The organism is Streptomyces sp. NPDC102360, assembly GCF_044766085.1.
Taxonomy (GTDB): domain Bacteria; phylum Actinomycetota; class Actinomycetes; order Streptomycetales; family Streptomycetaceae; genus Streptomyces.
The window spans coordinates 1,230,604-1,255,218 of sequence record NZ_JBIWLG010000001.1 but is presented as its reverse complement, the minus strand read 5'-3'; the positions used below and the strand labels follow the sequence as shown (position 1 = coordinate 1,255,218).

Below are 24,615 nucleotides of genomic sequence, written 5' to 3'. Positions count from 1 at the left end.
TCAGTTGGCCTTGTCGGTGAATTCGGTCGTGTACGTCTTCTTCAGGTCGATGGTGGCGTTCTTCAGGTTCGGGTTGAAGGACTTCAGGACCCGCTGCACGGTGGCGGGTCCGTCGGCCGGCATCCGGCCGTCCTGGGTGAACATGGGCAGTGTGCTGTCGATGGCCTGGGCGTACAGGCCCTCGCCGCCCTGCGCGTAGTCGCTGAGCATCTTGGCCGCGATCTCCTTCGCGCTGTGCGCCGACATCCACTTCAGGGTGCGCACGAACACCTTGGCGAGCTTTTGGACGGTGTCCTTGTGCTCGTTCACCCAGTCGGTGTTCATGTACAGGCTGGAGGACGGGTACAGGCCGCCGAGCGCCTTCTGGGAGCCCTCCGGGGTGCGCATGTCGACCACGGCCTTGCCTAGCTTCTTGTCCAGGATCTGGGCGACGGTCGGGTCGGTGGTCATGCCGCCGTCGATCGAGCCCTTCTTCAGGGCGGAGATGAACGTCTGGCCGGCGCCGACGGCGACGTTGGTGAACTTGTCGGTGGAGACACCGTCGTGGACGCCGAGGTACTTGGTCAGGAAGTCGGTGGAGGAGCCGAGGCCGGTCACGCCGAGCTTCTTGCCGGCGAAGTCCTTGGGCGACTTCAGGCTGCCCGCCGCCTTGTTGGAGACGACCTCGACCTCACCGGGGGTTCTGGCGAGCTGGACGACGGACTCGACCTGCTTGCCCTTGGTCTGCAGGTCCAGGGTGTGGTCGTAGAAGCCGACGACGCCCTGGACGTTCCCGGCGACGAGCGAGGTGGTGGCGTCGATACCGGCGGGCTCGCTCAGCAGCTCGATGTTGAGGCCCTCGTCCTTGAAGTAGCCGAGGCGCTGGGCCAGCATCGCGGGCAGGTAGATGACCTTGTCGATGCCACCCACCATGATCTTGACCTTGCCGCCCTTGCCGCCTCCCCCGCCGGCGTCGGCGGACTTCGAGGAGACCTCGTCGGCGCAGCCGCTCAGGGCGGCGAGGGCCGCGAGGACCGCGGTGGCGGCGGTGAGTTTGGTGGTGAGGGTGCGACGGGACATGTGCGGCTCCTGACGGATGAACGGGCGATGCGGGGGACGGGGGTATGCGCCGGGGGCGGTTGCTAGCGGGCGTCGTCACTGGCCGGCTTCCAGCGGAAGAGCCGGTTCTCCAGGAAGGTGAGCAGGCCCTCGGCGAGCAGCGCGACGACGGCGAGGATGACCATCGCCGCGTAGACGCCCGCGGAGTTGAAAGTGCCCTGGGAGGCGGAGACGAGCAGGCCGATGCCCTTGGTGGCGCCGATGTACTCGCCGACGATGGCGCCGATGAGGGCGAAGCCGAAGCTGACATGGAGGCTGGTGAAGATCCACGAGGTGGCGGCGGGGATGACGACCTGGAAGGTGACCTGACGGTCGCGGGCGCCGAGGATGCGGGCGTGGTCGATGATGTGCCGATCGACCTCGCGGGCGCCCTGGAAGGCGTTGAAGAAGACCGGGAAGAAGACCAGGACGACGGCGGAGGCCACCTTCGAGGCCGGGCCGAGGCCGAACCAGATGAGGAAGATCGGGGCGAGGACGATGCGGGGCAGCGCGTTCAGGACCTTGATGTAGGGGCCCATGACGTCGGCGAGGAAGCGGACGCGACCGAGCGCGATGCCCAGGACGACGCCGCCGATGACACCGATGACCCAGCCGAGCAGGGCTTCGTAGAGCGTGTACCAGATCTGTTCGAGCAGGGATCCCTGCGGGGTTCCGTGCAGGGCCCACTGCTGGATCTGGTCCCAGATCTTCGAGGGCATGGAGAAGTTGAACGGGTCGATGACGCCCGCCCGCGAGAACCACTCCCACACGCCCAGGACGAAGACGAGCAGCGCGGCCCGCGACAGCAGGACGATGCCGCGGCGCCGCCGTGCGGCCCGGGCGCGTTCTTCGGCGCGCGCCGACTTGAGGGCCGGGGCGGCGGGGGCGAGGGTCGTGTCAGGCGGCATGCTGGGCGCCCCTTTCGCGAGTGATGCGGACTTCTTCGCCCAGGGAGGACCAGATCTCGCGGTAGATCTCGACGAAGCGCGGCTCCAGGCGGATCGACTCGACGCGGCGGGGCCGTGGCAGGTCGATGGTGAAGATCTCCTTGACGGTGGCCGGGCCCGCGGTCATGACGACGACCTGGTCGGCGAGGGCGATGGACTCCTCCAGGTCGTGCGTGACGAAGACGACCGAGGCGCCGGTGCCGGCCCACAGCTCCATCAGCTCGTCCGACATCAGGGCGCGGGTCTGCACGTCGAGGGCGGAGAAGGGTTCGTCCATGAGCAGGATGGACGGGTCGTTGACGAAGGTGGAGGCGAGGGCGACGCGTTTGCGCTGGCCGCCGGACAGCTGGTGCGGGTACCGGTCCTCGAAGGCGCTCATGCCGACACGGGCCAGCCACTCACGGGCCCTGTCCTTGGCCTCCGCCTTCGGCACACCGCGGAAGCGGGGACCTGCCATCACGTTCGACAGCACGGTGCGCCAGGGGAAGACGGCGTCCTGCTGGAAGACGAAGCCGACCCGCTCGTCGATGCCCCGCACCGGCGAGCCGGACAGCATGACCTCGCCCTCCGTCGGTTCCTCCAGGCCGCTGACCAGGGTGAGGGTGGTGGACTTCCCGCAGCCGGTGGGGCCGACGACGGCGACGAACGCGCCCTGCTCGACGGTCAGGTCGAGGTCGTGGACCGCGGTGTGCAGGGCACCGGACGGAGTACTGAAGGCTTTGCGGACACCGCGCAGTTCGATGGCCGGACTCGATGGACTTGGCACGCTTGTCATGCCGCGGAACGTTAGGAACGGCGACGCCGGCCGGGAAGTATTGGCCCGCAACCGCCGCTTGTGCCTGTTGCGGGGGATTCTGCTCATTGTGCCGACGGCTCGCGCACGAGCCGGCGCCCGGGGCCTTCCCCGGCCAAAACACCTGAGGTTACGGTGCGTTCGCCCCGCGAAACGTCCGATCCCGCGGGAGAGTTCCCGAAGGCAGGTGTCATCGTGGCCCGCATGCGCATCGGCTGGCCCAGGAAGGTGTTCGCGCAGGTGCTGCTCGCGCAGCTCCTCATCACCACGGGCGTCCTGCTGTTGCTGACGGGGCTCTTCCTGCAGCCACTGCGCACGCAGCTCGACGATCAGGCCGAGCACCAGGCCCTGGCCATCGCGGAGACCACGACGGCCGATCCGGCCATCGCCTCCGGCCTGTTGACGAGCGCCCCGGAGCCCCGGGGGCCGGTGCAGCGGCAGGCCGAACGCACCCGGGAGGCCACGGGCGCGCTGTACGTCGTGGTCATGGATCTGCGCGGGATCCGCTGGTCGCACACCGACGGGCGCAAGGTGGGCCACCATGTGTCGACCGACCCGTCCCTCGCGCTGCACGGGCACGTGGTGCTGCAGATCGACCGGGGCACCCTGGGCACCTCGGCGCGCGCGAAGGTGCCGCTGCGCGACCGCGCAGGCGAGGTGATCGGCGCGGTGTCGGTGGGCATCGCGTACTCCGGTGTGCAGGAGCAGCTCATGGCCGCTCTGCCGGGGCTGCTGCGCTACGCGGGCGCGGCGCTCGCGGTCGGTGCCTGCGCCGCGCTCGTGGTGGCCCGCGTCCTGCGCAAGCGCACCCATGGTGTCTCGGTCGGTGACATCTCCGCGCTGCTGTCGGAGCGGGAGGCGATGCTGCACGCCGTACGGGAAGGCGTCATCGCGCTGGACGAGCACGAACAGGTGCGGCTGGTGAACGACGAGGCCGCCCGGCTGCTCGCGCTCGAGGACGACACGGAGGGCCGCGACCTCAAGGACGTGCTTCCGCCCGGCCGTTCCCGCGATGTCATCACCGGGCAGGTCACCGGCCGGGACCTGCTGACCGTCCGGGAGAACCGGGTGCTGATCGCCAACCGGATGCCGACGCCCGACGGCGGTTCGGTGGTCACCCTCCGGGACCGTACCGAGGTGGAACTGCTGGGCCGCGAACTCGACTCCATCAAGGGCCTGTTGGACGCGCTGCGCGCTCAGGACCACGAGCACGCCAACCGTCTGCACACCGTGCTCGGCTACCTCGACCTCGACATGTCGCGGCGGGCCCGCGCTTACGTCGCCGGCCTCACCCGCGCCCGGCGGGCCTCGGCCGGAGAGGTCGCGGAGCGCATCCGAATGCCGATGGTCTCGGCCCTGCTGGCTGGAAAGTCGGCGATCGCCTCGGAACGCGGCGTGACACTGCGGCTCTCCGACCGCACCCACCTGCCCTCGGGCCTGATCGAGGCTCGGGACATCGTGACCGTCCTCGGCAATCTCATCGACAACGCGCTGGACGTGGTCGGCGGCGGGCACGCGGCCCGCCCCGCCATCGAGGTCGAGGCCTTCGTCGAGGCCGACACGGTGGTGCTCCGTGTCAGCGACAACGGGCCCGGTGTGCCCGTGGAGTTGCGCAACACCATCTTCCAGGAGGGCTGGAGCACGAAGGAGTCCCCCGCCCACCGCGGTCGCGGCCTTGGCCTCGCCATGGTCCGCAGCCTCGCCGAGCGCTACGGCGGTACCGCCCGCATCGCCGCGCGGGCCGGCGGCGGCGCCGTGTTCACGGTCGTCTTCCCCGACATCGTCTCCGGGGCAGCGCCGCCCCGGCCCGTTCCGGTCACCTCCCTCCCAGCACCCCAACGTCCAGGAGACACCCCGTGATTGACGTCCTGGTGGTCGACGACGACTTCCATGTCGCGGAGATCAACGCAGCCTACGTGGAGAAGGTGGCGGGCTTCCATGTCGTGGGAACGGCCCACACCGCCCTGCAAGCCTTGCAGACGCTGGAGAACCGGCACGTCGACCTGCTGCTGCTCGACCACTACCTGCCCGACCGCACCGGCCTCGACCTCGTCCACGGCCTGCGGCAGCGCGGCGTGCGCAGCGACGTCATCATGGTCACGGCCGCGCAGGACGTCGACGTCGTCGAAGCGGCGCTGCGCTACGGCGTGCTGAACTACCTCGTCAAACCGTTCACGTTCGAGGGGCTCCGCTCCCGCCTCGCCGGCTACGCGGAGCTGCGCCGCACCCTGCGGGACGCCGGCGGGGCGGCGACACCGGGCCAGCAGCAGATCGACCGCATCTTCGGAGCGGTGCGCGCCCCGTCGAGCGGCTCCACACCTGCGCCGCCCAAGGGCTGGTCCGGCCCCACGGTGGACCTGATCTGCGAGGTCGTCGAGGCCGCCGAGGCCCCGCTGTCCGCCCACGACGTAGCGTCCCGCACGGGCATCAGCCGCTCGACAGCACAGCGCTATCTGCGCTACCTCCAGGAGAAGGGAGTGCTCCAACTGTCGTTGCGCTACGGAGATGCCGGCCGCCCCGAGCACCGCTACGCGTGCGCACCCGGCCGGCGCTAGGGCTAGGGCTAGGGCCGATCCGGTGTTCTCCGGTAGCGGCAACGAAAAACGCGGGCATATGCAAGAGGGGGCATCCCGTGAAGAATTGATGGGAATCCTGCCCCCCATTCGCCGTTTCTCCCTGTACGGCAATGCGCGCATTCCACCGGTGAAGACCTTTCTCACAGCGGCCCTGGCCGCAGAAATGAGGTAATGAAACCGCGCATTAACGGACGCGTATCCACCGGGACTCCTGGCATCGATGCACTCCTTGGCATTGCAGGTCCGCCACCAGGAGGAAATCCATGTCCTTCTTCGCCAGGGCTTCCTGGCCGGGAGACCACCGTGACGAGTTCGTCGCCGGCGCGCTCGCCGCCGCCGTGATCATCGTTCTCGGCTACGCGTCGGGCATCGGCGCCCAGGCCGAACAGACCACAACCGGCTCCGCTCCGCCGACCGTTGAGGCCCCCGCCTCCCCGTCCGCCCCCGCCGGCTCCGACCCGGCACCGACCGGAGCACCCCCCTCGGATTCCGGGGGTGACGGAACGGGGAACGCCGGCGCGCTGCCCGTGGGCGGAATTCCCGTCGGCGGTGCGGGAGGATCGGGGGAGGTCGCGGACGGCCACGAGCACGACAATTCCAGCGGCCTTCCCGGTGACTCCGGCCATTCCGGGCACACGTCACCGACCCCCTCGTCGCCGCCGTCCTCCACTCCGTCGCCCTCGCCTTCCTCCCCCTCGACGTCACCGTCGTGCGCGGACGGTGAAGTCCGCCTCGTACAGCCGCTCTTGAAGGGCGCACTCGCCCCTGTGACCGGGCTTCTGGACGGCCTGGCCAAGGGGAGTGACGGGGATTCCGCGTCGGCGGCGTCCGGCTCGGAAGCCAAGCCCGAGTCCGACTCCCGCGAGGAGACTGCCCCCTGTGTCGGTCTGGCCTCCGATCCCGCGCTGCTCACGGAGTTGACGCCGTGAGAACCCGCTCCCTGTACGTCATCGTTCTCGCCCTCGTGGCACTCCTGTTCACGGCCCCCGCCGCCTCCGCACACACCGAACTGGAGTCGTCCTCCCCCAAGAGCGGCGCGCACCTCCGCCATCCCCCCAAGGAGGTCACGCTCACCTTCAGCGAGCCCGTCGACCCGGCCGATCTCCATGTCACGCTGGGTGGCGATGAGTTGGCGCTCGCCCAGGAGAAGAGCCGCGACACCGTGGCCGTCGCCGTCCCCAAGCGCAAGACCGAGAAGGCCGGCAGCCGCCTCACCCTGGATTGGCATGTACGCAGCAAGGGGGACGGGCATCCGACCTCCGGGTCCCTGTCCTTCGCCCTCCCCGCGCACGCCGGCTCGACCGACGCCCATGCCTCAGCGGCGGACGGCAACACGGCGCCCGCCGTCGCCCCGTCCGCCGCGGTCCGCACCGCCTGGGCGGTCGCCCGCTGGGTCGGATACCTCGCGCTGGCGCTGTACGTCGGCGGGCTCGCCTTCCTGGCGATGCTGTGGCCCCAGGGCACACGGGAGCGCAGGACCCGGCACATCCTCGCCGCGTCCTGGGTCGCCGGTCTCCTCGCCACGGTAGCGGCGGCCGGACTACAGGGCGCCTACGGCGCGATGGGCTCGATCCGCGACGCGTTCAAGGCCTCCACATACGTCGACCTGCTGGGCACCGAGGTCGGCGTCGCCCTGGCCTGCCGGGCCCTGCTGTGGGTGCTCGCGGCAGTGGTGCTCGCCGCGCTGCTGCAGAACGGTGAGCGGGCCGCACGGTCGCCGGGCTGGCGGGTCGGCGCGGCGGTCGTCTGTCTGGGGCTGCTGCGCACCACCGGCATGGCGGGGCACAACTCCGAGGGCAGTCACCCGGGTTGGGGCGCCGTCGCCGATCTGGTCCACCTGCTCGGCATCTCGCTGTGGCTGGGCGGGCTCACGCTGTTGCTGGCGGGCGTGCTGCCGCGCCGCCGCCCGGACGAGATGAAGACCGCCGTCTCCGGCTACTCGGTGCTCGCCGGGGTGTCCGTCGCCGCGATCGCGGCGGCCGGCACCGTACTCACCTGGCAGGTCGTCGGCTCGTTCGACGCCCTCTTCTCCACCGGCTACGGGCAGTTGCTGCTCGTCAAACTCGCCCTGCTGGCCGGGGTGTTGCTCATCGCCCAGCGCAGTCGCGGCTGGGTGCGCACCCGGCTCGACATCGCCGTCCTGTTGCGTGGTGACCGCGCGACCGTACGGCCCTTCGTCTACTCGGTCGCGGCCGAGACGGGGCTCGTCCTCGTCGTACTCGCCGCGACGAGTTTGCTGGTCACCGCCGCTCCAGGCCGCTGACCAGCGCGCACCACGATCAACCCGTCCAGAACCCGATCCGCAAGGATCCTTGAGGAGAAGTTCGTCCATGACTACTGACGTATCCGATCGCGACACACAGGCGCGGCAGCGCCCGACGTCCCGGCGCGGTAATCGCGTCCTGCTCGCGGCCGGGCTCGGCGCCGCCCTCGCGTCCGTGGGCTGCCTCGGCCTCCTTCAGGCGGCCGACGGAACATCGGCTCCCGCCACCGCCGCCGCCCAACCGGCCGCCGACGCACACTCGATGGCCCAGACGCAGGAGCAGCGGCCCGCCGCGGCGAAAGCGGCGGCCGACCACACCATGAAGATCGCGGACATGAAGTTCGCGCAGCCCAAGATGACCGTCAAGGTCGGCGAGACCGTGAAGTGGGTCAACGAGGACACCGCTCCGCACACGGTGACCGCGACGAGCGGCCCCGCGAAGTTCGACTCGGGCACGATGGAGAAGGGAGACAGCTGGTCCTACACCTTCACGAAGCCGGGCACGTACAAGTACTACTGCGCCGTGCACCCCGACATGGTCGCGTCGATCACGGTGGTGGCGGACGACTCCGGAGGCTCAACGGGCGGATCCGACACGGGTGGTTCGGGCAGCACAGGTGGTTCGGGCAGCACGGGTGGCTCGGGCTCCGGTGGGTCGACCGGCGGCTCCGGCGGGGGTTCGACCGGTGGCTCCGGTGGCTCGACCGGCGGTTCGACCGGCGGCCACGGGTCCGGCGGCTCCATGGGTGGCGCCAGCGGAGGGTCGAGCGGCGGTTCGAGCGGTGGTTCGAGCGGCGGCGGCGACGGTGACAGCGGCGACGCCGAGCAGTGCCACAACGTTCAGCAGGTCCTCCTGCCCATCCTCCAGCACCTCAACAAGGCCCACCTGGAGGAGTCCCCCGGCCAGCAGGTCCAGGACGCGCTGAAGCTCGACAGCTACATCAAGATGCACACCGTCTGGGTCGAATCGATCCTGGCACCCACCGTGGAAGGCGGCGGCGCCGTCCTCGACGACACGCTGAGCGTCCTGCTCCAGCACGTCAACTCCGCCCACCTGGAGGAGTCCCCGGGCCAGCAGGTGGCGGACATCCTCAACCCCGACGCGTACGTCAAGATGCACACGGTCTGGGCCGAGCACCTCCTGGCGCCGTCGATCAACTACGTCACGACCTCCTGCTGAACCGGGGTCGCCGACGAGGCGTGTGATGGCGGGCCGGCCGAATCGCAGTCGGCCGGCCCGCCACCGCCGCCATTGTCACCGCCCGACCCCTCCGAATCCAATGCCACAGCCAATGTCACAGCCAATGCCATGCCCCTCCCTCGTGAACCGAGGTGCCCGCCATGAGCGCACACATGACCACGCAGACCCTTCCCACCCCGCCCGACGCACCGTCCGCCGCACCGCCCGACCCGGACCACCCGGCCTGGTTGCCGCACCCCGGGGCGTACGCCGCGGCCGGCGACCGCTGCATCGTCGAACTCTCCACCCACCTCGGCCCGTTGACCACACTGCGGCGCCGCGTCACCGCCGACGAGGCGACCCTCACCGTCGCCCCCTTGCCCGACGACTGCGTGCTGAGCATCAAGCTCACCGGTGACGCGCTCGGCGGTGACGAACTCTCCTTCGTCAGTACCGTCCTCGAACCGCTGGCGAACGGCGCCCGGCTGCTCGCGCACGGTGAACTGGCCACGGCCGACCCGACCGTTCCCGGCGTCCCCGCGACGCTGCCCCTGCGTGTCGTGACCCGCACCGACGACCGCCTCCTCGTCATCGGCACCGCCCGCGTCCCCTACGGAGACCTGCGCCGCACCACGGGCTTCGCCCTGTCCCGCATCCGCCCCGCAGACCAGCTGCGTCTGCTCGTCGCCGCGGAGTTCGCATGCCCCGCCTGACCCACCGCGCCGCACACCTCGCGCTCGCCACCGTGCTCAGCTCCGGCGCCGTCGTGTTCCTTCCCGCACCCGCCGCACAGGCCGCAGGCCACCAAGTCCTCATGTCGGGCTACAAGTTCGGGCCCGGCACGCTCACGATCCCCGTCGGGGACAGTGTCACCTGGGTCAACCAGGACACCGCTCCGCACGACGTCAAGACCACCTCGGGCCCGGCCTCGATCCACTCGCCGATGCTCGACAAGGGCGGCAGCTGGACCCATACGTTCACCAAGGCGGGCTCGTACGGCTATGTCTGCACCGTGCACCCCGGGATGACCGGCGGAATCGTCGTCAAGGCCGCCCCGACGAGCCGCGCCCCGGCTCCCAGCACCCCGCCTCCCGCGGCCGCCCACACCCATGAGCAGCACAGTCCGGCGCCCACCAAGACGCCGAGTACGATCCCGACCACCGCGAGCTCGACGCCCACGCCCTCCGACCACCACAGCAGTGCGGCCGCCGCCGCGCCATCGGCCCCCGCGTCCCCCACACCGGAGGCGCAGGCGGAGCAGACCCCCGCGACCGAGGCCGTCGGCGCCGCCCGACCGCTCGATCCGCTGCTCGTCCTGGCCGGGGTCGTCGCCGGGTTCGCCGTGCTCTGCCTGCTGCTGGTCGGCTCCCGCTCCGCGGCGACCGATGCCGCGCACGCCCCCGAAGGGAAGTGATCACACCGCGCGGAACCGCCACCCATGGTCGACAGGGCCGATCCCGGCCCCCAGCGCGAACCCCGCCGCGATGGCCCCGGTGACGTACTCCTTCGCCCGGCGCACCGCCTCCGGCACACCATGCCCCTGGGCCAGGCCGACCGCGACGGCCGAGGCCAGAGTGCAACCGGTGCCGTGGGTGTGCGCGTTGTTGTGGCGCAGTGAGCGCAGCCAGTGCTCGCTCGCGCCGTCGGTGAGCAGGTCGACGGCCTCGCCGGGCAGGTGCCCGCCCTTGATGAGCACCCAGCGGGGCCCGTAGGCGAGCAGCCGCTCGGCGGCGTGCCGCATGTCGGCCTCGGCCGTGTCCGCCTTCACCGTCACGCCGGTGAGTTCGGCGACTTCGTCGAGGTTAGGTGTCACCACCGTCGCCACCGGCAGCAACCGGTCCCGTACGGCATCGATCGCGTCGTCGGCGAGCAGCCGGTCGCCGTGCTTGGAGACGCTGACGGGGTCGACGACGACGGGGGCGTGCGCCTCGGCGAGCAGCTCGGCGACCGTGACGACCATGTCGGGTTCGGCGAGCATGCCGGTCTTGAGCGCCTGCACACCGATGTCGTCGACGACGCTGCGGTACTGGGCGCGCACGGCCTCCGGCGGGAGGCTCCAAGCACCTTGTACGCCAAGGGAGTTCTGGGCCGTCACGGCGGTGAGCACGCTCATGCCGTGTGCGCCGAGCGCGAGCATGGTCTTGAGGTCGGCCTGGATCCCGGCGCCTCCGCCGGAGTCGGAACCGGCGATGGTCAGCACGCGGGGCGGCGCGACCGCGAGTGGTGTCTCGGTCATGCGGAGACATCCTTTCGGATACGGGGACGGGTGCGGGGGTGCGGGCCGCCGGCCCACGCGTCGGCGTAGGACCGGGCGGCGGCGCGGGGGTCTTCGGCGGCGCAGATGCCGGACACGATCGCGGCCCCTGCGGCGCCCGCGGCCCGCAGGTGCGGCAGGTCGTCAGGGGTGACACCACCGATGGCCACGGCGGGCAGCCCGCTGAGCCGGACCAGCGCGGCGAAACCGTCGCGGCCGAGCGGTTCGGGGGCGTCGGCCTTGGTGCGGGTGGCGTGCAGGGCGCCGATGCCGACGTGGTCGACACGTGCGGTGGACGTCGCCGCGTCGTGCAGCTCGGACACGGTGGCGGCGCTCAGTCCCAACACGGCCTCCTTGCCGATGAGTTGGCGTACGGAGGCCGCGGGCAGATCCGACTGGCCCACGTGGACGCCGGTGACGCGTGCGCCGCTCGCGCGCGCGGCCAGGAACACATCGACCCGGTCGTTGACGATCAGCGCGACATGCTCGGGGAGCACCTCGGCGACGTCAAGGACGGTGCGCAGGAACTCCCGGCCGCCCGCGTGCTTCTCCCGGATCTGCACGGCGGTGACTCCCCCGGCCACGGCCTGCGCGACGGTCTCGGCCACGGTCCGGCCGCGGGCCGCACACTGGTCCGGGTCGGTGACCAGGTAGACCGACAAATCGACGCCGGCACTTATCGGTTGAGGACGTGCCGTCATGACACGTCCGCCCGCTTCGCGAGATCTTCCGGGGTGAGCGCGGCGAGCGCGTCCAGGAATCCGACGGCGAAGCTGCCGGGACCGGCCGCCGTCCGCGCCGCGGACTCGGCGGCGACGGTGTACGCGGTGGCGGCGGCCACCGTCGTCGCGAACCGGTCCTCGTCCACCGCGGCGAACGCGGCCAGCACCGCGCCCAGCGCGCAGCCGCCGCCGGTCACGCGGGTCAGCAGGGCGTCCCCGTTGGCGATCCGGGCGCTGCGCGTGCCGTCGGTGACGTAGTCGACGGGCCCGGACACGGCGACCACGCTGCCCGCCGTGCGCGCGAGCTCCGCTGCCGCGCCCTCGGCGTCGTCGACACCGTGGGAGGCGTCCACGCCGCGGCCGCCGCCACCCGCGCCCGCGAGCGCGATGATCTCGGAGGCGTTGCCCCTGATCACGGTCGGCCGCAGCGCGAGCAGGTCGGCGGCGAGCGCGGTGCGCACCGGCAGCGCGCCGATGGCCACCGGGTCGAGGACCCAGGGCGTGCCCGCGTCGGCCGCGGCCCGCGCCGCCTCGGGCATCGCGGCGCGCTGCTCGGCGCGCGGGGTGCCGAGGTTGACCAGCACGCCCGAGGCGACGCGGGCGAAGGGCCCGGCCTCGTCCGGGATGTCGACCATGGCGGGCGCGGCACCCACGGCGAGCAGGACGTTGGCGGTGAACCCGGTGACCACCGCGTTGGTCAGGCACTGCACCAGGGGTGATGTGTGCTGTACGCGCCCGAGTGCCTGCGCCGCGAAGGCGACGAGGTCGTCGGGGCGGCCGGGGGACGTCTGGGGCATGGGGTGACTCCAAGTACGGGAGGTGCCGTGGTTCGCGTGCCGTGGTTCGCGTGCCGTGGTTCGTACGTTCGTCAAGGGGCAGGTCAGCCGCGTCGCCGCAGCCGCAGCGGCGCGTACACGGCGCCGGCCACGAGGAACGCCACGTAGTACGACACGTCCGCGCCGTGCAGCGCGTCCGCCACCGGGCCCACGTACAGGCTGGTGTCCATGAACGGGACCGCCGCGGCGAAGGCCGCCGCGAAGGCCAGCACGGCGGGCCAGGCGGGCTGTCGCCGCTCGCGCTCGGCGGCGAGGTCGAGCGGTGCGCCGGCGCGTGCCCTGGCCCGCGCGCGCCAGTCGACGAGGACGATCGCCACGAAGCCGGGGATCCAGTACCCGACGAACAGCAGCACATTCTGGAACCGGGCGGTGGTGTCTGCCGCGTGCATCCACAGCACGAGAGGGAAGCCGAGCGCGGCGGCGAGGGCGGCGGCCACCGGGCGCGGGATGCGCACGCCGATGGTCTGCAGGGCGAGCGAGCCGCTGTAGTCGTTCATCGCGTTGCTGCACAGCGCGGCCAGTGCCACGGCGAGAAGCCCGAACGCGCCGACCGCTCCGCCGCCGAGGATCTTGTCGACCCCGGCCGCCGTCTGGTCGGTGAGCACGGAGGCGCCCCACAGGCCGAGTGCCTGGACGGCCACGAACGACACCAGCAGGCCGAGCAGCGTGTACCAGAACATGCGGGTGCGGGAGGTGGCGGCGGGCAGATAGCGGCTGAAGTCGCTGGCGTACGGGGCCCAGGACAGGCTGAGGCTCAGCGCGATGGTGCTGGTCAGGATGAAGGCTCCGGCGCGGTCGGCTCCGTGCACGGAGCCGTGGGCGGCCGGGTGCACACCGTCCAGCAGCCTCCAGGCGATCAGTGCGAACGCGGCACCGAGCACGAAGGTCATGACGATCTGCAGCCGGTGGATGGCCTCGTAGCCGAAGACACCGAGCAGCCCCTGGGCGAGCAGCATGACGAGCACGCCGGCCCAGAACGGCCAGCCGAACAGCCGGGCCAGCGCGTCACCGCCGAACAGGCCGATCAGCGCGTCCCACGCGATGGACGACAACCACTGCAACACGCCCGGCAGCACGACGCCCCGCCCGAACGCGAGCCCGGCCAGCGGCAGTTGCCCCGCCCCGGTCCGGCTCCCCCACGTCCCGAGGTACGCGGTCGGTACCGCTCCGACCAGGGTGCCGAGCACGACGGCGGCAAGCGCCGTGGCGAAGTCGAGTCCGAGGGCGATGCCGACGGTGCCGGTGAAGACGCCGGTCATGGTCAGGTTCGGCGCGAACCACACGGTGAACAGGCGCCCGGCCCCGCCGTAGCGGTTGCTCTCGGGCACCGGCTCGATGCCGTGCCCCTCGATGCCGAGGTCGCCGGGTGCCGCGGGCATCCGCCCGTCGAAGGCGCCGCTCTCGCGGTCGGCAGGCAGGCCACTGGAAACATGCGCGACAGGCATGAGACATCCCTCCGCCAGTGCGAACTGGTTCAGGTTCGACGGGTGTGTTCTCAGCCCTCTGGTGGGGGCACCCCGTGTCCGGTTACGGCTGCCAGCCTAACGCGGTGGCCTTTCGCCTACCCCGTGGGGTGCGGAGTCGGCAATGTCGATCTCGGCGGCGGCTGGCCGACTTCTATCGGTTTGGCGCCGCCGTGACGTGTGCGCACCGCGTGAGCCGGGGCCTACGCCCGTCCGGCGACAACGAGAAATCGGGCCGAGATCCATCGGTTCCTCCGCAAACACCGCGGGAGCTTGATCATCGCATCGAGCGAATGTCGCCGACTTCCCGTGGTCCGGCAGGCGAGGCGGACCGTACGGTGCTGCTGGATCTGGACGCATTCCCGACGAATTGATCAACTCTCTTTCTTCTGTCCCGTTATTGCTGGCATGCGCGCTTTCGCCCGACCAAGGAGAGCTCACCCGATGACCGTTGACTCGACCACCCCGGACACCGCGGCGGCCCCGCCACGGCAGACCAGCCTCGGCACGGCGGCCGCCCGCAATCTCGCCACCACCACCAAGTCCGCCCCGCAGATGCAGGAGATCACCTCGCGGTGGCTGCTGCGGATGCTGCCCTGGGTGGAGACCAAGGGTGGCGTCTACCGGGTGAACCGCCGCCTGACCTACACGGTCGGCGACGGGACCATCGAGTTCATCCAGGACGGCGGCGACGTCCGCGTGATCCCCCGCGAACTCGGTGAACTGGCGCTGCTGCGCGGCTTCGACGACGTCGAGGTGCTCACCGCCATCGCCGACCGGTGCGAGCAGCGCGACTTCCGGGCCGGCGAGACACTGGTCGAGCGCGGGGCACCGGCGGACAAGCTCCACCTGATCGCCCACGGCCGCATCAACCAGTTCTCCGAGGGAGAGTACGGCGACGAGGTCGCGCTCGACGTGCTGGCCGACGGCGACCGCTTCGGTGACAACGCGCTGCTCAACGAGGACGCCCGCTGGGATCAGACCGTGGTCGCCGAGACCTCCGGCACCCTGCTCACCCTCTCGCGCGCCGACTTCGCGGCCGTGCTGTCCGCGGCGCCACCCCTGCAGGCACACGTCGACGCGTTCAAGTCGCTCGCGGGCCGGGGCCAGAACCACCGCGGCGAGGCCGAGATCCCGATGTCGGCGGGGCACGTGGGCGAGCACGAACTGCCCGGCGCGTTCGTCGACTACGAAGCGAGGCCGCGCGAGTACGAGCTCTCGGCCGCCCAGACGATCCTGCGGGTCCACACCAGGGTCGCCGACCTCTACAACGAACCGATGAACCAGACCAAGGAGCAACTGAGGCTCACCGTCGAGGCGTTGCGCGAACGCCAGGAGCACGAGCTGGTCAACAACCGGGAGTTCGGCCTGCTCCACAACGCCGACTTCAAGCAGCGCCTCCAGCCGCACTCGGGACCGCCCACGCCGGACGACCTGGACGAGCTGCTCTGCCGCCGCCGCGGCTCGAAGTTCTTCCTGGCGCACCCCCGCACGATCGCGGCGATGGGGCGCGAGTTCAACGCGCGCGGTCTGTACCCCGACCACGTCGACCTCGGCGGTCAGCAGGTCCCGGCCTGGCGCGGGGTGCCGATCCTGCCGTGCAACAAGATCCCCGTCACCAAGGAACGCACCAGCTCGATCCTCTGCATGCGTACCGGCGAGGACAACCAGGGTGTCATCGGCCTGCACCAGACCGGTCTGCCGGACGAGTACGAGCCGGGGCTGTCGGTCCGGTTCATGGGCGTCGACGAGCAGGCCATCACCAAGTACCTCGTCAGCACCTACTACTCCGCCGCGATCCTCGTGCCGGACGCGGTCGGTGTGCTGGAGAACGTGCAGATCGGCCGCTGGCCCAGCAGGTAACGGAGCAGGACCACGGCCACCCATCCCACCAAGGAGCCCTCAAGGAGTCATGGATGCCCCCGCCTGAGCCGACACCTCCGCAGTCGGGCCTGCCGGAAGCGGTCTCCCGCTTCGGGGCGCAGGTCCTGGCCGACGCCGCGGCCCGCGCCCGCGACATCGGAGCCGTCACGGGCGGCGCACCGCGCGCGGTCGCCTCGCCGGTCGCCGAGGCTCCGGCAGTCGAGGCACCGGTGGCCGATGCGCCGGCGGTCGACGCGCCGGCGGTCGACGTCCCGGCTGAGCGCCCGGACTTGGAGCGGCTGCTGCGCGGGCCCAGCGGTCTCGGCACGGCGGGGCTGCGGCTGACCCCGCGCGAGGAACCGGCATCGTCGAACCAGGAACCGGCATCGTCGGATCCGGCGCCGGACTCGGCTCCGGCTCCGGCTCCGGATCCGACGCCAAGTGCCCCTAAGGGGCGGCCCGTTCCCGGCCTGTACCACCACCCGGCGCCCGACCCCGATCCCGTACGGGTCGCGGAGGTCAGCCGCCGGATCAAGGACTGGGCGCTGGACGAGGTCGACCTGTACCCCGACGACTGGGAGGAGGAGTTCGACGGATTCTCCGTGGGCAGCTACATGGTCGGCTGCCACCCCGACGCACCCACCGTCGACCACGTCATGATCGCCACCCGCCTGATGGTGGCGGAGAACGCGCTGGACGACTGCTACTGCGAGGACCACGGCGGCTCACCCGTCGGCCTCGGCTCACGGCTGCTGCTCGCGCACACCACCCTCGACCCGCTGTACACCACGCGGGAGTACCAGCCGCAGTGGGCGGAATCCCTGTACGCGGACGCGCCCCGGCGCGCCTACCGCTCCGCCATGGAGTACTTCGTCCAGGCGAGCAGCGCATCCCAGGCCGACCGCTACCGGCACGACATGGCCCGCCTTCACATGGGCTACCTCGCCGAAGCCGCCTGGTCCGAGCACGACCACGTACCGGAGGTGTGGGAGTACCTGGCGATGCGCCAGTTCAACAACTTCCGCCCCTGCCCGACCATCACCGACACCGTCGGCGGCTACGAACTGCCGGCGGACCTGCACGCCCTGCCGGACCTGCAGAAGGTCATCGCGCTCGCGGGCAACGCGACGACCATCGTCAACGACCTGTACTCGTACACGAAGGAACTCGACGCTCCCGGGCGGCACTTGAACCTGCCGGTCGTGATCGCGGAACGCGAGGACCTGTCCGACAAGGATGCCTACCTCAAGTCGGTCGAGGTCCACAACGAACTCATGCACACCTTCGAGACAGAGGCCGCGGCCCTGGCCGCCGCCTGCCCGCTCCCGAACGTCCAGCGTTTCCTGCGGGGCGTCGCGGCGTGGGTCGACGGCAACCACCAATGGCACCAGAACAACACCTACCGCTACAGCCTGCCCGACTTCTGGTAAGAGATAGGACTCATCAGTGACCAGCACCGAACTCACCGCCACGGCCCAGAGCACCTCCCCGTACATCCCTTCGCCGGCCACCCCCTACCAGGGGGACATCGCCCGCTACTGGGACGGCGAGGCCCGGCCGGTCAATCTGCGGCTCGGCGATGTCGACGGTCTGTACCACCACCACTACGGCATCGGCGCGGTCGACCACTCCGCGCTCGGTGACGGAGCGGGTGACGCGAACGAGCAGAAGCTGATCGCCGAGCTGCACCGGCTGGAGTCGGCGCAGGCCTCGTATCTGCTGGGGAACCTCGGCGACATCGGTCGGGACGACACCCTGGTGGACGCCGGCTGCGGCCGCGGCGGCTCGATGGTGATGGCCCACCAGCGTTTCGGGAGCAAGGTCGAGGGGGTCACGCTCTCGGCCAAGCAGGCCGACTTCGCCAACGGGCGGGCCGAGGAACTCGGCATCCAGGACCACGTCAGGGCGCGTGTCTGCAACATGCTGGACACCCCGTTCGAGACCGGGCAGATCTCGGGGTCGTGGAACAACGAGTCGACCATGTACGTCGACCTGCACGACCTGTTCGCCGAGCACTCCCGCATCCTGGAGGTCGGCGGCCGCTATGTGACCATCACCGGCTGCTGGAACCCGCGGTACGGCCAGCCCTCGAAGTGGGTGTCGCAGATCAACGCACACTTCGAGTGCAACATCCACTCGCGCCGGGAGTACCTGCGCGCGATGGCCGACAACCGCCTGGTGCCACAGACCGTCATCGACCTCACCCCGGACACCCTCCCGTACTGGGAGCTGCGGGCCACGTCGTCACTGGTCACGGGCATCGAGGACGCGTTCATCAACTCGTACAGGGACGGCTCGTTCCAGTACCTGCTGATCGCGGCGGACCGCGTCTGACCGTCCGCTGACCACCGGGGAGGGACCGTTCGGGAACGGTCCCTCCCCTGCGACGTCACCCGGCGTTCGCGCGTGTGCCATGATCCGTCGACGGTGGCCGGCCCTGGGGAGGGACCGGCCGCCACGGAAACGACATGGCACTAGGAGAGTTCAGAAGTGAATTCGGGTGGGGATCACAGCGGATCGTCGCTGTCCGACGACGAGTGGGAGCGCTTCCTCCAGGAGTCGGAGGACGGCGTACGGGACGCACCGAAGGAACCGTCGGCGCGCGCCCGCATGGTGACGCGCCGCTTGCAGGAGCAGGATGCCCGGCCCGAACCGTGGCGCACACACCAGCCGGCCCGGCCGCGCCGCCGCACGGGCTGGTACGCGCTCGGCCTGGTGGCGACGCTGGCCGTGGCGGTCGTGGCGCTCGCTCCGGGGCGGGTGACGGACTGGTTCGGTGGCGGCTCGGACGCGGCGACACCACTGGCCCCGGAGAGCGCCCGCCCCACGGCACCGCCACCGGACACATCAGCAGAACTCCCCACGCTGGACGAGCCGTTCAGGGGCTCGCCCGCCGCGCGCTGGGCCTCTGGCACGGCCGGTATCACTGTGCCCGCGCCCCGGGCCACCGGCTGGATGAGCAAGGCACAGGTCGCCCGGTCCCTCGAACGCTCCCGGGACTTCCTCACCGCGTCCAGCCTGGACCCCGAGGTGCTGCGCGGCGATCACCCCGCCGAGGCCATCGCCCTCATCAACCCCCGCCAGCCGAAGGAACGCGCCTTCCTGGACAGGTCGCTGACCACACCGAGCGAGAAGTACAACCCGCTGGTGCTGTTCAGCCGCTTCGACACATCGAAGGTGGAGCTGGTCGGCGACGTGGTCAAGACCCGCGGCCGCATCACGTACCGCACGGGCGAGATGGACGCGCTCGAAGTCACCACGGACGTCACGTACGTGTATCCGGTCGTGTCCGCGGAGGCGGGCAGCGACCGCGTCACACGTGTCGTGGTCCGCCGCGAAGTGGTGATGAACTGGCCCGACCCGGCGAAGGTGATCACGGAACCGGGCACCTTCTCGGTCATCTCGAACCGCGTGAACACCACCAACGGCGGCTGCGAGACCTACACCGGCTATCTCACCCCGTCCTTCACCGCCGACCGCGACACCGGCGAAGGACCCGCGGTGGACCCGTACGACCGGAGCCCCGCGATGGACGAGCGGATGGGCGGCGCCGGGGACGGCAAGTGCGGGACCGCGACGCGGTCGTGAACCGGGAGCCCTCGTTACGCGCGGGAAACCGGAGGCGGCTCCTCCCGGTAACAGGCGCTGCATAGGAAGGTCCCCTCACCCGCGCACACCACGTGTCACCACGTGGCATGTGTATACCGCGATACGACGAGGGGCCTTGATGTCACACGAGCCGCGCGTGCCGGACCACCTTCCCGGCACACCCACCGCCCGGACCGCCGAACTGGCCCCGGTGTACGAGGCGTTGGCGTCCCGGCTCGGGCGGCGCGGCCTGTTGCGCATCGCGGCGGGGCTCGGCGCGGCCGGCGGGATGGTGGCAGCGGGCACGCAGTCCGCGGTGGCGGCACCCTCCCGTCCCGCAGCCGTCTCCCGCCCCGGACGCGTGCTGCAGCCCGGCAAGGGGCCCGTCCACGGTCAGCACTACCTGCGGGCCACGCCCGACACCGTCCGCTGGGGCTACGTGCCCGCCCGCGACGCCGAACCCGCGCTGCGCATACGGTCCGGCGAGACCCTGACCGTGGACACCGTCTCGCACGAAGGGCTGCTGGAGGACCAGGGGCGCGACCCCATCGCCTGGTTCGGGGAGCACGGCGTCGGCAGGGAACAGGTGCTGCGGGACGCCGTCGATCTCGCCCGCGACTACACACGTACACCCCGCTCCTTCGACACCGACGGCCCGCACGTCGTCCTGGGACCGGTGTATGTGGCCGGCGCCGAGCCCGGTGACGTACTGAAGGTGGAGACACTGTCGTTGCTGCCGCGCGTGCCCTACGGCGTCGTGTCGAGCCGGCACGGCAAGGGCGCCCTGGCGCGTACCCGGGACGGCGGCGCACCCGACGGCATCACACTCGACGAGGTCATGCCGCCCGTCGCCACGGACGGCCGGGCGTCCGCCGAGGGCCCCGAACAGTACGGAAACGTCTCGGTGTTCACCCCGATCCGCAGCGGCGGCGGCAGCGGGGACGGGCACGGGGTGCTGCCCCTCGACGGGCCCGGCGAGGTCACCTTCCCGCTCAATCCGCACATGGGCCTGATGGGCACCGCGTACGCCGACGCGGACTCGCTCACCGACCCGCTCCTGAACTCGATCCCGCCCACCCTCGGCGGCGGCAACATCGACATCCGCCACCTCGGATCCGGCTCCGCCTTCTACCTCCCCGTGCACGCCGAGGGCGCCCTCTTCCACACCGGCGACCCGCACTTCGCGATGGGCAACGGCGAGGTGGCGCTGACCGCGCTCGAGGGGTCGCTGCGCACGACGTTCCGGCTCACCGTCTGCAAGCCGGGATCCGGCGACGCGCCTTCGGTCGCGTACCGCTACCCGTTCGGCGAGACCGACGAGGCGTGGCTGCCGATCGGACTCTCCGATCCGGACGGCGCGGCCGGGGCCGGGGGCCAACTCTCCGACCTGGACGTCGCGATGCGCCGCGCGGTCGTCAACGCCCTCGACTTCCTCCAGTCCGACCTCGGCATGAGCCGCCCGGTCGCGTACGCGTATCTGTCGGCGGCGGCCGACTTCGAGGTGTCCCAGGTCGTCGACCGGACCACGGGCGTGCACGCGGTGATCAGGAAGCGGGACTTCGGCCAGTAGTCCTGCCACCACCGCCCGACGTCCCACCAGTTGAGGAGTTCTGTACGCATGCAGGCAGTGAATCGACGGGGCTTCCTTGCCCTCGCGGCCGCGGCAGGCGCCGGTGCGGTGCTGCCGCTCGGCGCACACCCGGCATCCGCGGCACCCGGCGCCCCCGACCCCACCGTGTGGCGGGAGTTCGGTGTCCCGCTGGTGTCCCGGACCGGGCACGGCCCGCTGTCCGGGCTCAGTGTCGCCGTCAAGGACCTGTTCGCCGTCGAGGGGCACCGGGTGGGCGCGGGCAATCCCGCATGGCTCGCCGGGAGCCGCCCGGAAGCAGCGCATGCCGAAGCGGTCGCCGCCCTGCTCGCGGCGGGCGCCGACGTCGCCGGCATCGCCCGCACCGACGAGTTCGCGTACAGCCTGGCCGGCACCAACGGCCACTACGGTACGCCGCCCAACCCCGCGGCCCCCGACCGCATTTCGGGCGGCTCGACCTCCGGGCCCGCCAGCGCCGTCGCGCTCGGACAGGCCGACATCGGTCTCGGCACCGACACCGGCGGCTCGATCCGGATCCCCTCCTCCTACCAGGGCCTGTACGGCATCCGTCCGAGCCACGGCGCGGTGTCCACCGCCGGCCTGCTGCCGCTCGCGCCGTCCTTCGACACGGTCGGCTGGATCGCCCGCGACGCGGACACGCTGCGCGCCGCGGGCCGGGTCCTGCTCCCCCGCGCCGCCGGGCCCACGCCTTCGGGCGCGGTGCTCGCGCAGGAGATCATCGACGTGGCCTCGCCGGAGGTCGCCGCCTCGGTGCGGCGGGCGGTGGCCGGCTGGCGCGGCGCCTCCGATCTGCCGCGGCCGCGCACCGTACGCTTCGACGCGGGCGTGCTGCCCGGGTGGGTGCGCGCCTTCCAGACCAAGCAGGGCGTGGAGGCCTGGCGTCAGTGGGGCCCCTGGGTGTCCCGCCACTGGGACTCGCTCAACCCCGACGTCCGGGCGCGCTTCGAAACCGCGTCCGCCTACACGTCCACCGACCTGGCCGCCGCGGAACGCGTGCTGCGCGAGGCGCGGGAGCGCGTCGACGACCTGCTCGGCGACCGGATCCTCCTCCTGCCTTCGTCGTCCTCCGTTGCCCCCACTCGGGAGGAGGCCTCCCTCGGCGGCCCCGCCATCGAAGAGACCAGGGCCAAGACCTTCCAACTCACCTGCCTGGCAGGCCTGACGGGCCGCTGCGCCGTCAGCATCCCCGTCCGCAGCCGCACCGCCCCGGTGGGCCTGTGCCTCGTGGGCCCGAGGGGCAGCGACCGGCAGCTGCTGGATCTCGCGGTGCGGGTGGCGGCGGAGGTGCCGACGACGGCCTGAGCGGGGCGGCCCGGTCCGAGACACGCGGGCCGCCACCCCGGCCGACGCTGCCGCGGCACGAATGGTTTCATTGATTGCGCAATATCGAAACCTTCAAGCGTGACGCAGCCATGCGCCGCGCCGCCGCCAGGCAAGGAGTGCCGGATGCTCTCGGATGTGGGCCCGCTGGAGCTGCTCACGATCGCCGTGATCGGTGTGCTCCTGTTCGGGCCGGACAAGCTGCCGGAGTTCCTGCAGAACGTGGCCCGCACCGTACGGAAGATCCGGGAGTTCTCCGAGAGCGCCCAGCAGGAGATCCGCTCCGATCTCGGCCCGGAATTCCAGGACTTCGACGTGCGAGACCTGCACCCGAAGACGTTCGTGCGCAAGCACGTACTGAGCGGCGATGCCGACCTCGGCCGGGAGTTGAGCGAGATCCGGGAAGCGCTCGACCCACACCGCGAACCGACCGAGGCCACCGACTCCCCGCGGGCCACCGTCAGCCTGACGAAGCCCACGGAATCCCCGCAGGACCCCCGGCCCTCCTGAGAGTCCGTACGGGCGCGGCAACGTCATCGTTGGTCGAGGACTCCGGGGGTGTCGTGCAGGACGACGCTCTGCTCCAGCGCGGCGCGTTCCATGCGGAAGCCGTTGGCCGGTGCGCTCTCGTCGGCGTAGCCGAAGGAGATGCCGAACAGCAGCTTGAGGTCCTCGGGAACGTCCAGGAACTCGCGGACCGTGTCGGCGTAGAACCCGAGCATGGTCTGCGGAATGCCGCCGAGCCCCCGGGCCGTCAGCGACAGCAGGAAGTTCTGGGCATACATGCCGATGTCTCCCGCCGCCCGCACTCCGTCGCCGAAGGCCGGCATGAAGAGGAAAGCGGCATGGGGCGCGTCGAAGAAGCTGAGGTTCTCGAGCGCCGCCGCCTTCCTGGCCGCCTTGTCCGAACGCGCGATACCCATGGACTCGTACAAGGTCGCGGCGTGGTGGTGTGCCCGGTCGAGGTAGGTGCCCTCGCCGAAGTCGGCGTAGTCGAAGGTGAAGTCGGAGGAGACCCGCTCCTCCTCATCGGCCTTGAGCAGCTCCTTGCTCAGCGTCTCCCGTGCCGCGCCGGAGACGACATGCACCGTCCACGGCTGCGTGTTGCAGTTCGAGGGCGCCGCCTGCGCGTCCTCCAGTACGCCGCGGATGTCGCCGGGCGCCACCGGGTCGGTCAGGAACTTCCGTACGGAGTGCCGGGAGCGCGCGAGGTCGGTGAAGGGTATGGCCGGCGTGGGCAAAACGCTTCCTTTCAAGATGGTCCGGTACGTGCGGGTGGCTTCAGCGGTGGAGGGAGCGGTTGAGCTCCAGGAGGTCCTCCAGCGTGGGCGGCGAGGTGAAGGCCGCCACGCGCTCCATCACGCGGTCCCGATCGTGCGGGGTCCGCTCCCAGTCGGCCGCCCGCAGGGCCGGCCCCAACTCGTCGAGGGTCAACTCGGTGCAGTAGGCGGGCGTCGCCGGATGCTGGCGCCAGGAGTCGGCCAGCCTCCCGGCGTCGAAGGGGTCGAAGCCGGTCTCGTCCACCAATTGCATGGCCACGCGCCGCGCCGCATCGGAGTCGGCGGCGACCGGAATCGCGACCCGGTCCGGTGTTCCCGCGGGAACACCCTTGGTCTTCAGGGTTCCTTCCAGGACGGCGTTCCACGCCTTGGCCACGGGCCGCCCCAGCTGCTCGACAACCCACACGCTCTCGACCTGGCCCTGGTCCACCGCCGCCACGGAGCCGTCGCGCTGGGGAACGTAGTTGCCGGTGTCGATGACGACGGTCTCGTCGGGCACGGAGGCGAAGAGGCCCGCCACCTCCGGAATCTTGGCGAAGGGAACCGACAGGATCACGACGTCCCTACCCTGGACCGCCTCGGCAGCCGTCACCGCCTTCGCCCCGAACTGCAGCACGTCCGCATCGATCGTCTTCGGGCCCCGGGAATTCGCCACGGAGACCTCGTGCCCGCCCTTACTGAAGACGCGCGCCAGCTCCGCCCCGATCGCGCCTGTGCCGATAATGCCAATTCGCATGATTTGTCCCTACTGAAACTGCGTCTCCCCCGAAGGAGAGGGGTGCGGAGTGATGACCCGACCCTGCTCCCCATCGTCGAACCTTGACATATATGTGAAGGTCAAACG

The 24,615-nt window shown here is 71.1% G+C and carries 23 protein-coding genes and 1 riboswitch; of the genes, 14 read left to right on the top strand and 9 right to left on the bottom strand.

The features are described from left to right. From ACIRHA_RS05705 to ACIRHA_RS05695, 3 genes are all read right to left on the bottom strand, one after another. The gene (locus ACIRHA_RS05705; RefSeq protein WP_403840239.1) at positions 1–1,059 is read right to left on the bottom strand and encodes an ABC transporter substrate-binding protein; all 1,059 of its coding nucleotides are present in this window, start codon (positions 1,057–1,059) and stop codon (positions 1–3) included. 62 nt (positions 1,060–1,121) lie between these two features. Continuing rightward, the gene (locus tag ACIRHA_RS05700; RefSeq protein ID WP_403840237.1) at positions 1,122–1,985 is read right to left on the bottom strand and encodes an ABC transporter permease; all 864 of its coding nucleotides are present in this window, start codon (positions 1,983–1,985) and stop codon (positions 1,122–1,124) included. Next, the gene (locus ACIRHA_RS05695) at positions 1,975–2,799 is read right to left on the bottom strand and encodes an ABC transporter ATP-binding protein (protein WP_403840234.1); all 825 of its coding nucleotides are present in this window, start codon (positions 2,797–2,799) and stop codon (positions 1,975–1,977) included. The genes ACIRHA_RS05700 and ACIRHA_RS05695 overlap by 11 nt, the downstream gene beginning before the upstream one ends. Positions 2,800–3,021: 222 nt before the next feature. Here ACIRHA_RS05695 and ACIRHA_RS05690 point away from each other — a divergent pair, with 222 nt between their 5' ends. From ACIRHA_RS05690 to ACIRHA_RS05660, 7 genes are all read left to right on the top strand, one after another. After that, positions 3,022–4,677, top strand: a complete 1,656-nt coding sequence (locus ACIRHA_RS05690) for an ATP-binding protein (RefSeq protein WP_403842113.1) — start codon at positions 3,022–3,024, stop codon at positions 4,675–4,677. Further along, positions 4,674–5,372: a response regulator gene (locus ACIRHA_RS05685; protein ID WP_403840231.1), complete on the top strand. Its 699-nt coding sequence runs from the start codon at positions 4,674–4,676 to the stop codon at positions 5,370–5,372. The genes ACIRHA_RS05690 and ACIRHA_RS05685 overlap by 4 nt, the downstream gene beginning before the upstream one ends. Before the next feature lie 284 nt (positions 5,373–5,656). Then, a complete protein-coding gene (locus ACIRHA_RS05680) occupies positions 5,657–6,322 on the top strand; it encodes a hypothetical protein (protein ID WP_403840229.1) in 666 nt (221 codons plus the stop codon). Beyond that, on the top strand, positions 6,319–7,656 hold the full coding sequence (locus tag ACIRHA_RS05675; protein WP_403840226.1) for a copper resistance CopC/CopD family protein: 1,338 nt from the start codon (positions 6,319–6,321) through the stop codon (positions 7,654–7,656). The genes ACIRHA_RS05680 and ACIRHA_RS05675 overlap by 4 nt, the downstream gene beginning before the upstream one ends. Positions 7,657–7,723: 67 nt before the next feature. Beyond that, on the top strand, positions 7,724–8,836 hold the full coding sequence (locus ACIRHA_RS05670; protein WP_403840223.1) for a plastocyanin/azurin family copper-binding protein: 1,113 nt from the start codon (positions 7,724–7,726) through the stop codon (positions 8,834–8,836). 161 nt (positions 8,837–8,997) lie between these two features. After that, positions 8,998–9,549, top strand: a complete 552-nt coding sequence (locus tag ACIRHA_RS05665; RefSeq protein ID WP_403840221.1) for a hypothetical protein — start codon at positions 8,998–9,000, stop codon at positions 9,547–9,549. Continuing rightward, positions 9,537–10,250 (top strand): cupredoxin family copper-binding protein, encoded by a 714-nt coding sequence (locus tag ACIRHA_RS05660; RefSeq protein WP_403840219.1) that lies wholly within the window; start codon positions 9,537–9,539, stop codon positions 10,248–10,250. Before ACIRHA_RS05665 ends, ACIRHA_RS05660 begins: the two co-directional genes overlap by 13 nt. Here ACIRHA_RS05660 and thiD read toward each other — a convergent pair whose 3' ends face one another. From thiD to ACIRHA_RS05640, 4 genes are all read right to left on the bottom strand, one after another. Further along, positions 10,251–11,072 (bottom strand): bifunctional hydroxymethylpyrimidine kinase/phosphomethylpyrimidine kinase, encoded by an 822-nt coding sequence (gene thiD / locus ACIRHA_RS05655; protein WP_403840216.1) that lies wholly within the window; start codon positions 11,070–11,072, stop codon positions 10,251–10,253. After that, entirely contained in the window at positions 11,069–11,791 is a 723-nt protein-coding gene (gene thiE, locus ACIRHA_RS05650; RefSeq protein ID WP_403840214.1) for a thiamine phosphate synthase, read from the bottom strand. Before thiE ends, thiD begins: the two co-directional genes overlap by 4 nt. Continuing rightward, on the bottom strand, positions 11,788–12,609 hold the full coding sequence (gene thiM / locus ACIRHA_RS05645; RefSeq protein WP_403840211.1) for a hydroxyethylthiazole kinase: 822 nt from the start codon (positions 12,607–12,609) through the stop codon (positions 11,788–11,790). The genes thiE and thiM overlap by 4 nt, the downstream gene beginning before the upstream one ends. Positions 12,610–12,692: 83 nt before the next feature. Further along, positions 12,693–14,093 (bottom strand): purine-cytosine permease family protein, encoded by a 1,401-nt coding sequence (locus ACIRHA_RS05640; protein WP_403840208.1) that lies wholly within the window; start codon positions 14,091–14,093, stop codon positions 12,693–12,695. After that, a riboswitch (TPP riboswitch) is annotated at positions 14,083–14,178 on the bottom strand. (Overlaps the previous gene by 11 nt.) A 377-nt stretch (positions 14,179–14,555) precedes the next feature. Here ACIRHA_RS05640 and ACIRHA_RS05635 point away from each other — a divergent pair. The 7 genes from ACIRHA_RS05635 to ACIRHA_RS05605 all read left to right on the top strand — a co-directional run bounded on the left by ACIRHA_RS05635 (position 14,556) and on the right by ACIRHA_RS05605 (position 23,001). Continuing rightward, positions 14,556–15,974 (top strand): family 2B encapsulin nanocompartment shell protein, encoded by a 1,419-nt coding sequence (locus tag ACIRHA_RS05635; protein WP_403840206.1) that lies wholly within the window; start codon positions 14,556–14,558, stop codon positions 15,972–15,974. Between the two features lie 53 nt (positions 15,975–16,027). Then, on the top strand, positions 16,028–17,404 hold the full coding sequence (locus ACIRHA_RS05630) for a family 2 encapsulin nanocompartment cargo protein terpene cyclase (protein WP_403840204.1): 1,377 nt from the start codon (positions 16,028–16,030) through the stop codon (positions 17,402–17,404). 16 nt (positions 17,405–17,420) lie between these two features. Further along, positions 17,421–18,308 carry a geranyl diphosphate 2-C-methyltransferase gene (locus tag ACIRHA_RS05625; RefSeq protein ID WP_403840201.1) on the top strand — a complete coding sequence of 296 codons (888 nt, stop codon included), beginning with the start codon at positions 17,421–17,423 and terminating at the stop codon, positions 18,306–18,308. A gap of 156 nt (positions 18,309–18,464) precedes the next feature. After that, complete coding sequence (locus ACIRHA_RS05620) at positions 18,465–19,562, top strand: hypothetical protein (RefSeq protein ID WP_403840200.1); 1,098 nt, start codon at positions 18,465–18,467, stop codon at positions 19,560–19,562. Positions 19,563–19,701: 139 nt separating this feature from the next. Beyond that, the gene (locus tag ACIRHA_RS05615) at positions 19,702–21,132 is read left to right on the top strand and encodes an acetamidase/formamidase family protein (RefSeq protein WP_403840199.1); all 1,431 of its coding nucleotides are present in this window, start codon (positions 19,702–19,704) and stop codon (positions 21,130–21,132) included. A gap of 48 nt (positions 21,133–21,180) precedes the next feature. After that, positions 21,181–22,473 (top strand): amidase family protein, encoded by a 1,293-nt coding sequence (locus ACIRHA_RS05610; protein WP_403840197.1) that lies wholly within the window; start codon positions 21,181–21,183, stop codon positions 22,471–22,473. Between the two features lie 144 nt (positions 22,474–22,617). Beyond that, complete coding sequence (locus ACIRHA_RS05605) at positions 22,618–23,001, top strand: sec-independent translocase (protein ID WP_403840195.1); 384 nt, start codon at positions 22,618–22,620, stop codon at positions 22,999–23,001. Between the two features lie 23 nt (positions 23,002–23,024). Here ACIRHA_RS05605 and ACIRHA_RS05600 read toward each other — a convergent pair whose 3' ends face one another. Together ACIRHA_RS05600 and ACIRHA_RS05595 are read right to left on the bottom strand one after the other, a co-directional pair. Continuing rightward, positions 23,025–23,732 carry a nitroreductase gene (locus ACIRHA_RS05600; RefSeq protein WP_403840193.1) on the bottom strand — a complete coding sequence of 236 codons (708 nt, stop codon included), beginning with the start codon at positions 23,730–23,732 and terminating at the stop codon, positions 23,025–23,027. Between the two features lie 40 nt (positions 23,733–23,772). Then, positions 23,773–24,507 (bottom strand): NADPH-dependent F420 reductase, encoded by a 735-nt coding sequence (locus tag ACIRHA_RS05595; RefSeq protein ID WP_403840191.1) that lies wholly within the window; start codon positions 24,505–24,507, stop codon positions 23,773–23,775. Between the last annotated feature and the right edge of the window lie 108 nt (positions 24,508–24,615).

Excerpts from the sequence above, each read along its gene's own strand:
- ACIRHA_RS05690 (WP_403842113.1), top strand. The coding sequence starts at position 3,022 with ATGCGCATCGGCTGGCCCAGGAAGGTGTTCGCGCAGGTGCTGCTCGCG.
- ACIRHA_RS05605 (WP_403840195.1), top strand. The coding sequence starts at position 22,618 with ATGCTCTCGGATGTGGGCCCGCTGGAGCTGCTCACGATCGCCGTGATC.
- ACIRHA_RS05615 (WP_403840199.1), top strand. The coding sequence starts at position 19,702 with ATGTCACACGAGCCGCGCGTGCCGGACCACCTTCCCGGCACACCCACC.
- ACIRHA_RS05680 (WP_403840229.1), top strand. The coding sequence starts at position 5,657 with ATGTCCTTCTTCGCCAGGGCTTCCTGGCCGGGAGACCACCGTGACGAG.
- ACIRHA_RS05665 (WP_403840221.1), top strand. The coding sequence starts at position 8,998 with ATGAGCGCACACATGACCACGCAGACCCTTCCCACCCCGCCCGACGCA.
- ACIRHA_RS05640 (WP_403840208.1), bottom strand. The coding sequence starts at position 14,093 with ATGCCTGTCGCGCATGTTTCCAGTGGCCTGCCTGCCGACCGCGAGAGC.
- thiD (WP_403840216.1), bottom strand. The coding sequence starts at position 11,072 with ATGACCGAGACACCACTCGCGGTCGCGCCGCCCCGCGTGCTGACCATC.
- ACIRHA_RS05705 (WP_403840239.1), bottom strand. The coding sequence starts at position 1,059 with ATGTCCCGTCGCACCCTCACCACCAAACTCACCGCCGCCACCGCGGTC.
- ACIRHA_RS05610 (WP_403840197.1), top strand. The coding sequence starts at position 21,181 with ATGCAGGCAGTGAATCGACGGGGCTTCCTTGCCCTCGCGGCCGCGGCA.
- ACIRHA_RS05700 (WP_403840237.1), bottom strand. The coding sequence starts at position 1,985 with ATGCCGCCTGACACGACCCTCGCCCCCGCCGCCCCGGCCCTCAAGTCG.
- ACIRHA_RS05695 (WP_403840234.1), bottom strand. The coding sequence starts at position 2,799 with ATGACAAGCGTGCCAAGTCCATCGAGTCCGGCCATCGAACTGCGCGGT.
- ACIRHA_RS05595 (WP_403840191.1), bottom strand. The coding sequence starts at position 24,507 with ATGCGAATTGGCATTATCGGCACAGGCGCGATCGGGGCGGAGCTGGCG.
- ACIRHA_RS05660 (WP_403840219.1), top strand. The coding sequence starts at position 9,537 with ATGCCCCGCCTGACCCACCGCGCCGCACACCTCGCGCTCGCCACCGTG.
- ACIRHA_RS05635 (WP_403840206.1), top strand. The coding sequence starts at position 14,556 with ATGACCGTTGACTCGACCACCCCGGACACCGCGGCGGCCCCGCCACGG.
- thiE (WP_403840214.1), bottom strand. The coding sequence starts at position 11,791 with ATGACGGCACGTCCTCAACCGATAAGTGCCGGCGTCGATTTGTCGGTC.
- ACIRHA_RS05630 (WP_403840204.1), top strand. The coding sequence starts at position 16,028 with ATGCCCCCGCCTGAGCCGACACCTCCGCAGTCGGGCCTGCCGGAAGCG.
- thiM (WP_403840211.1), bottom strand. The coding sequence starts at position 12,609 with ATGCCCCAGACGTCCCCCGGCCGCCCCGACGACCTCGTCGCCTTCGCG.
- ACIRHA_RS05670 (WP_403840223.1), top strand. The coding sequence starts at position 7,724 with ATGACTACTGACGTATCCGATCGCGACACACAGGCGCGGCAGCGCCCG.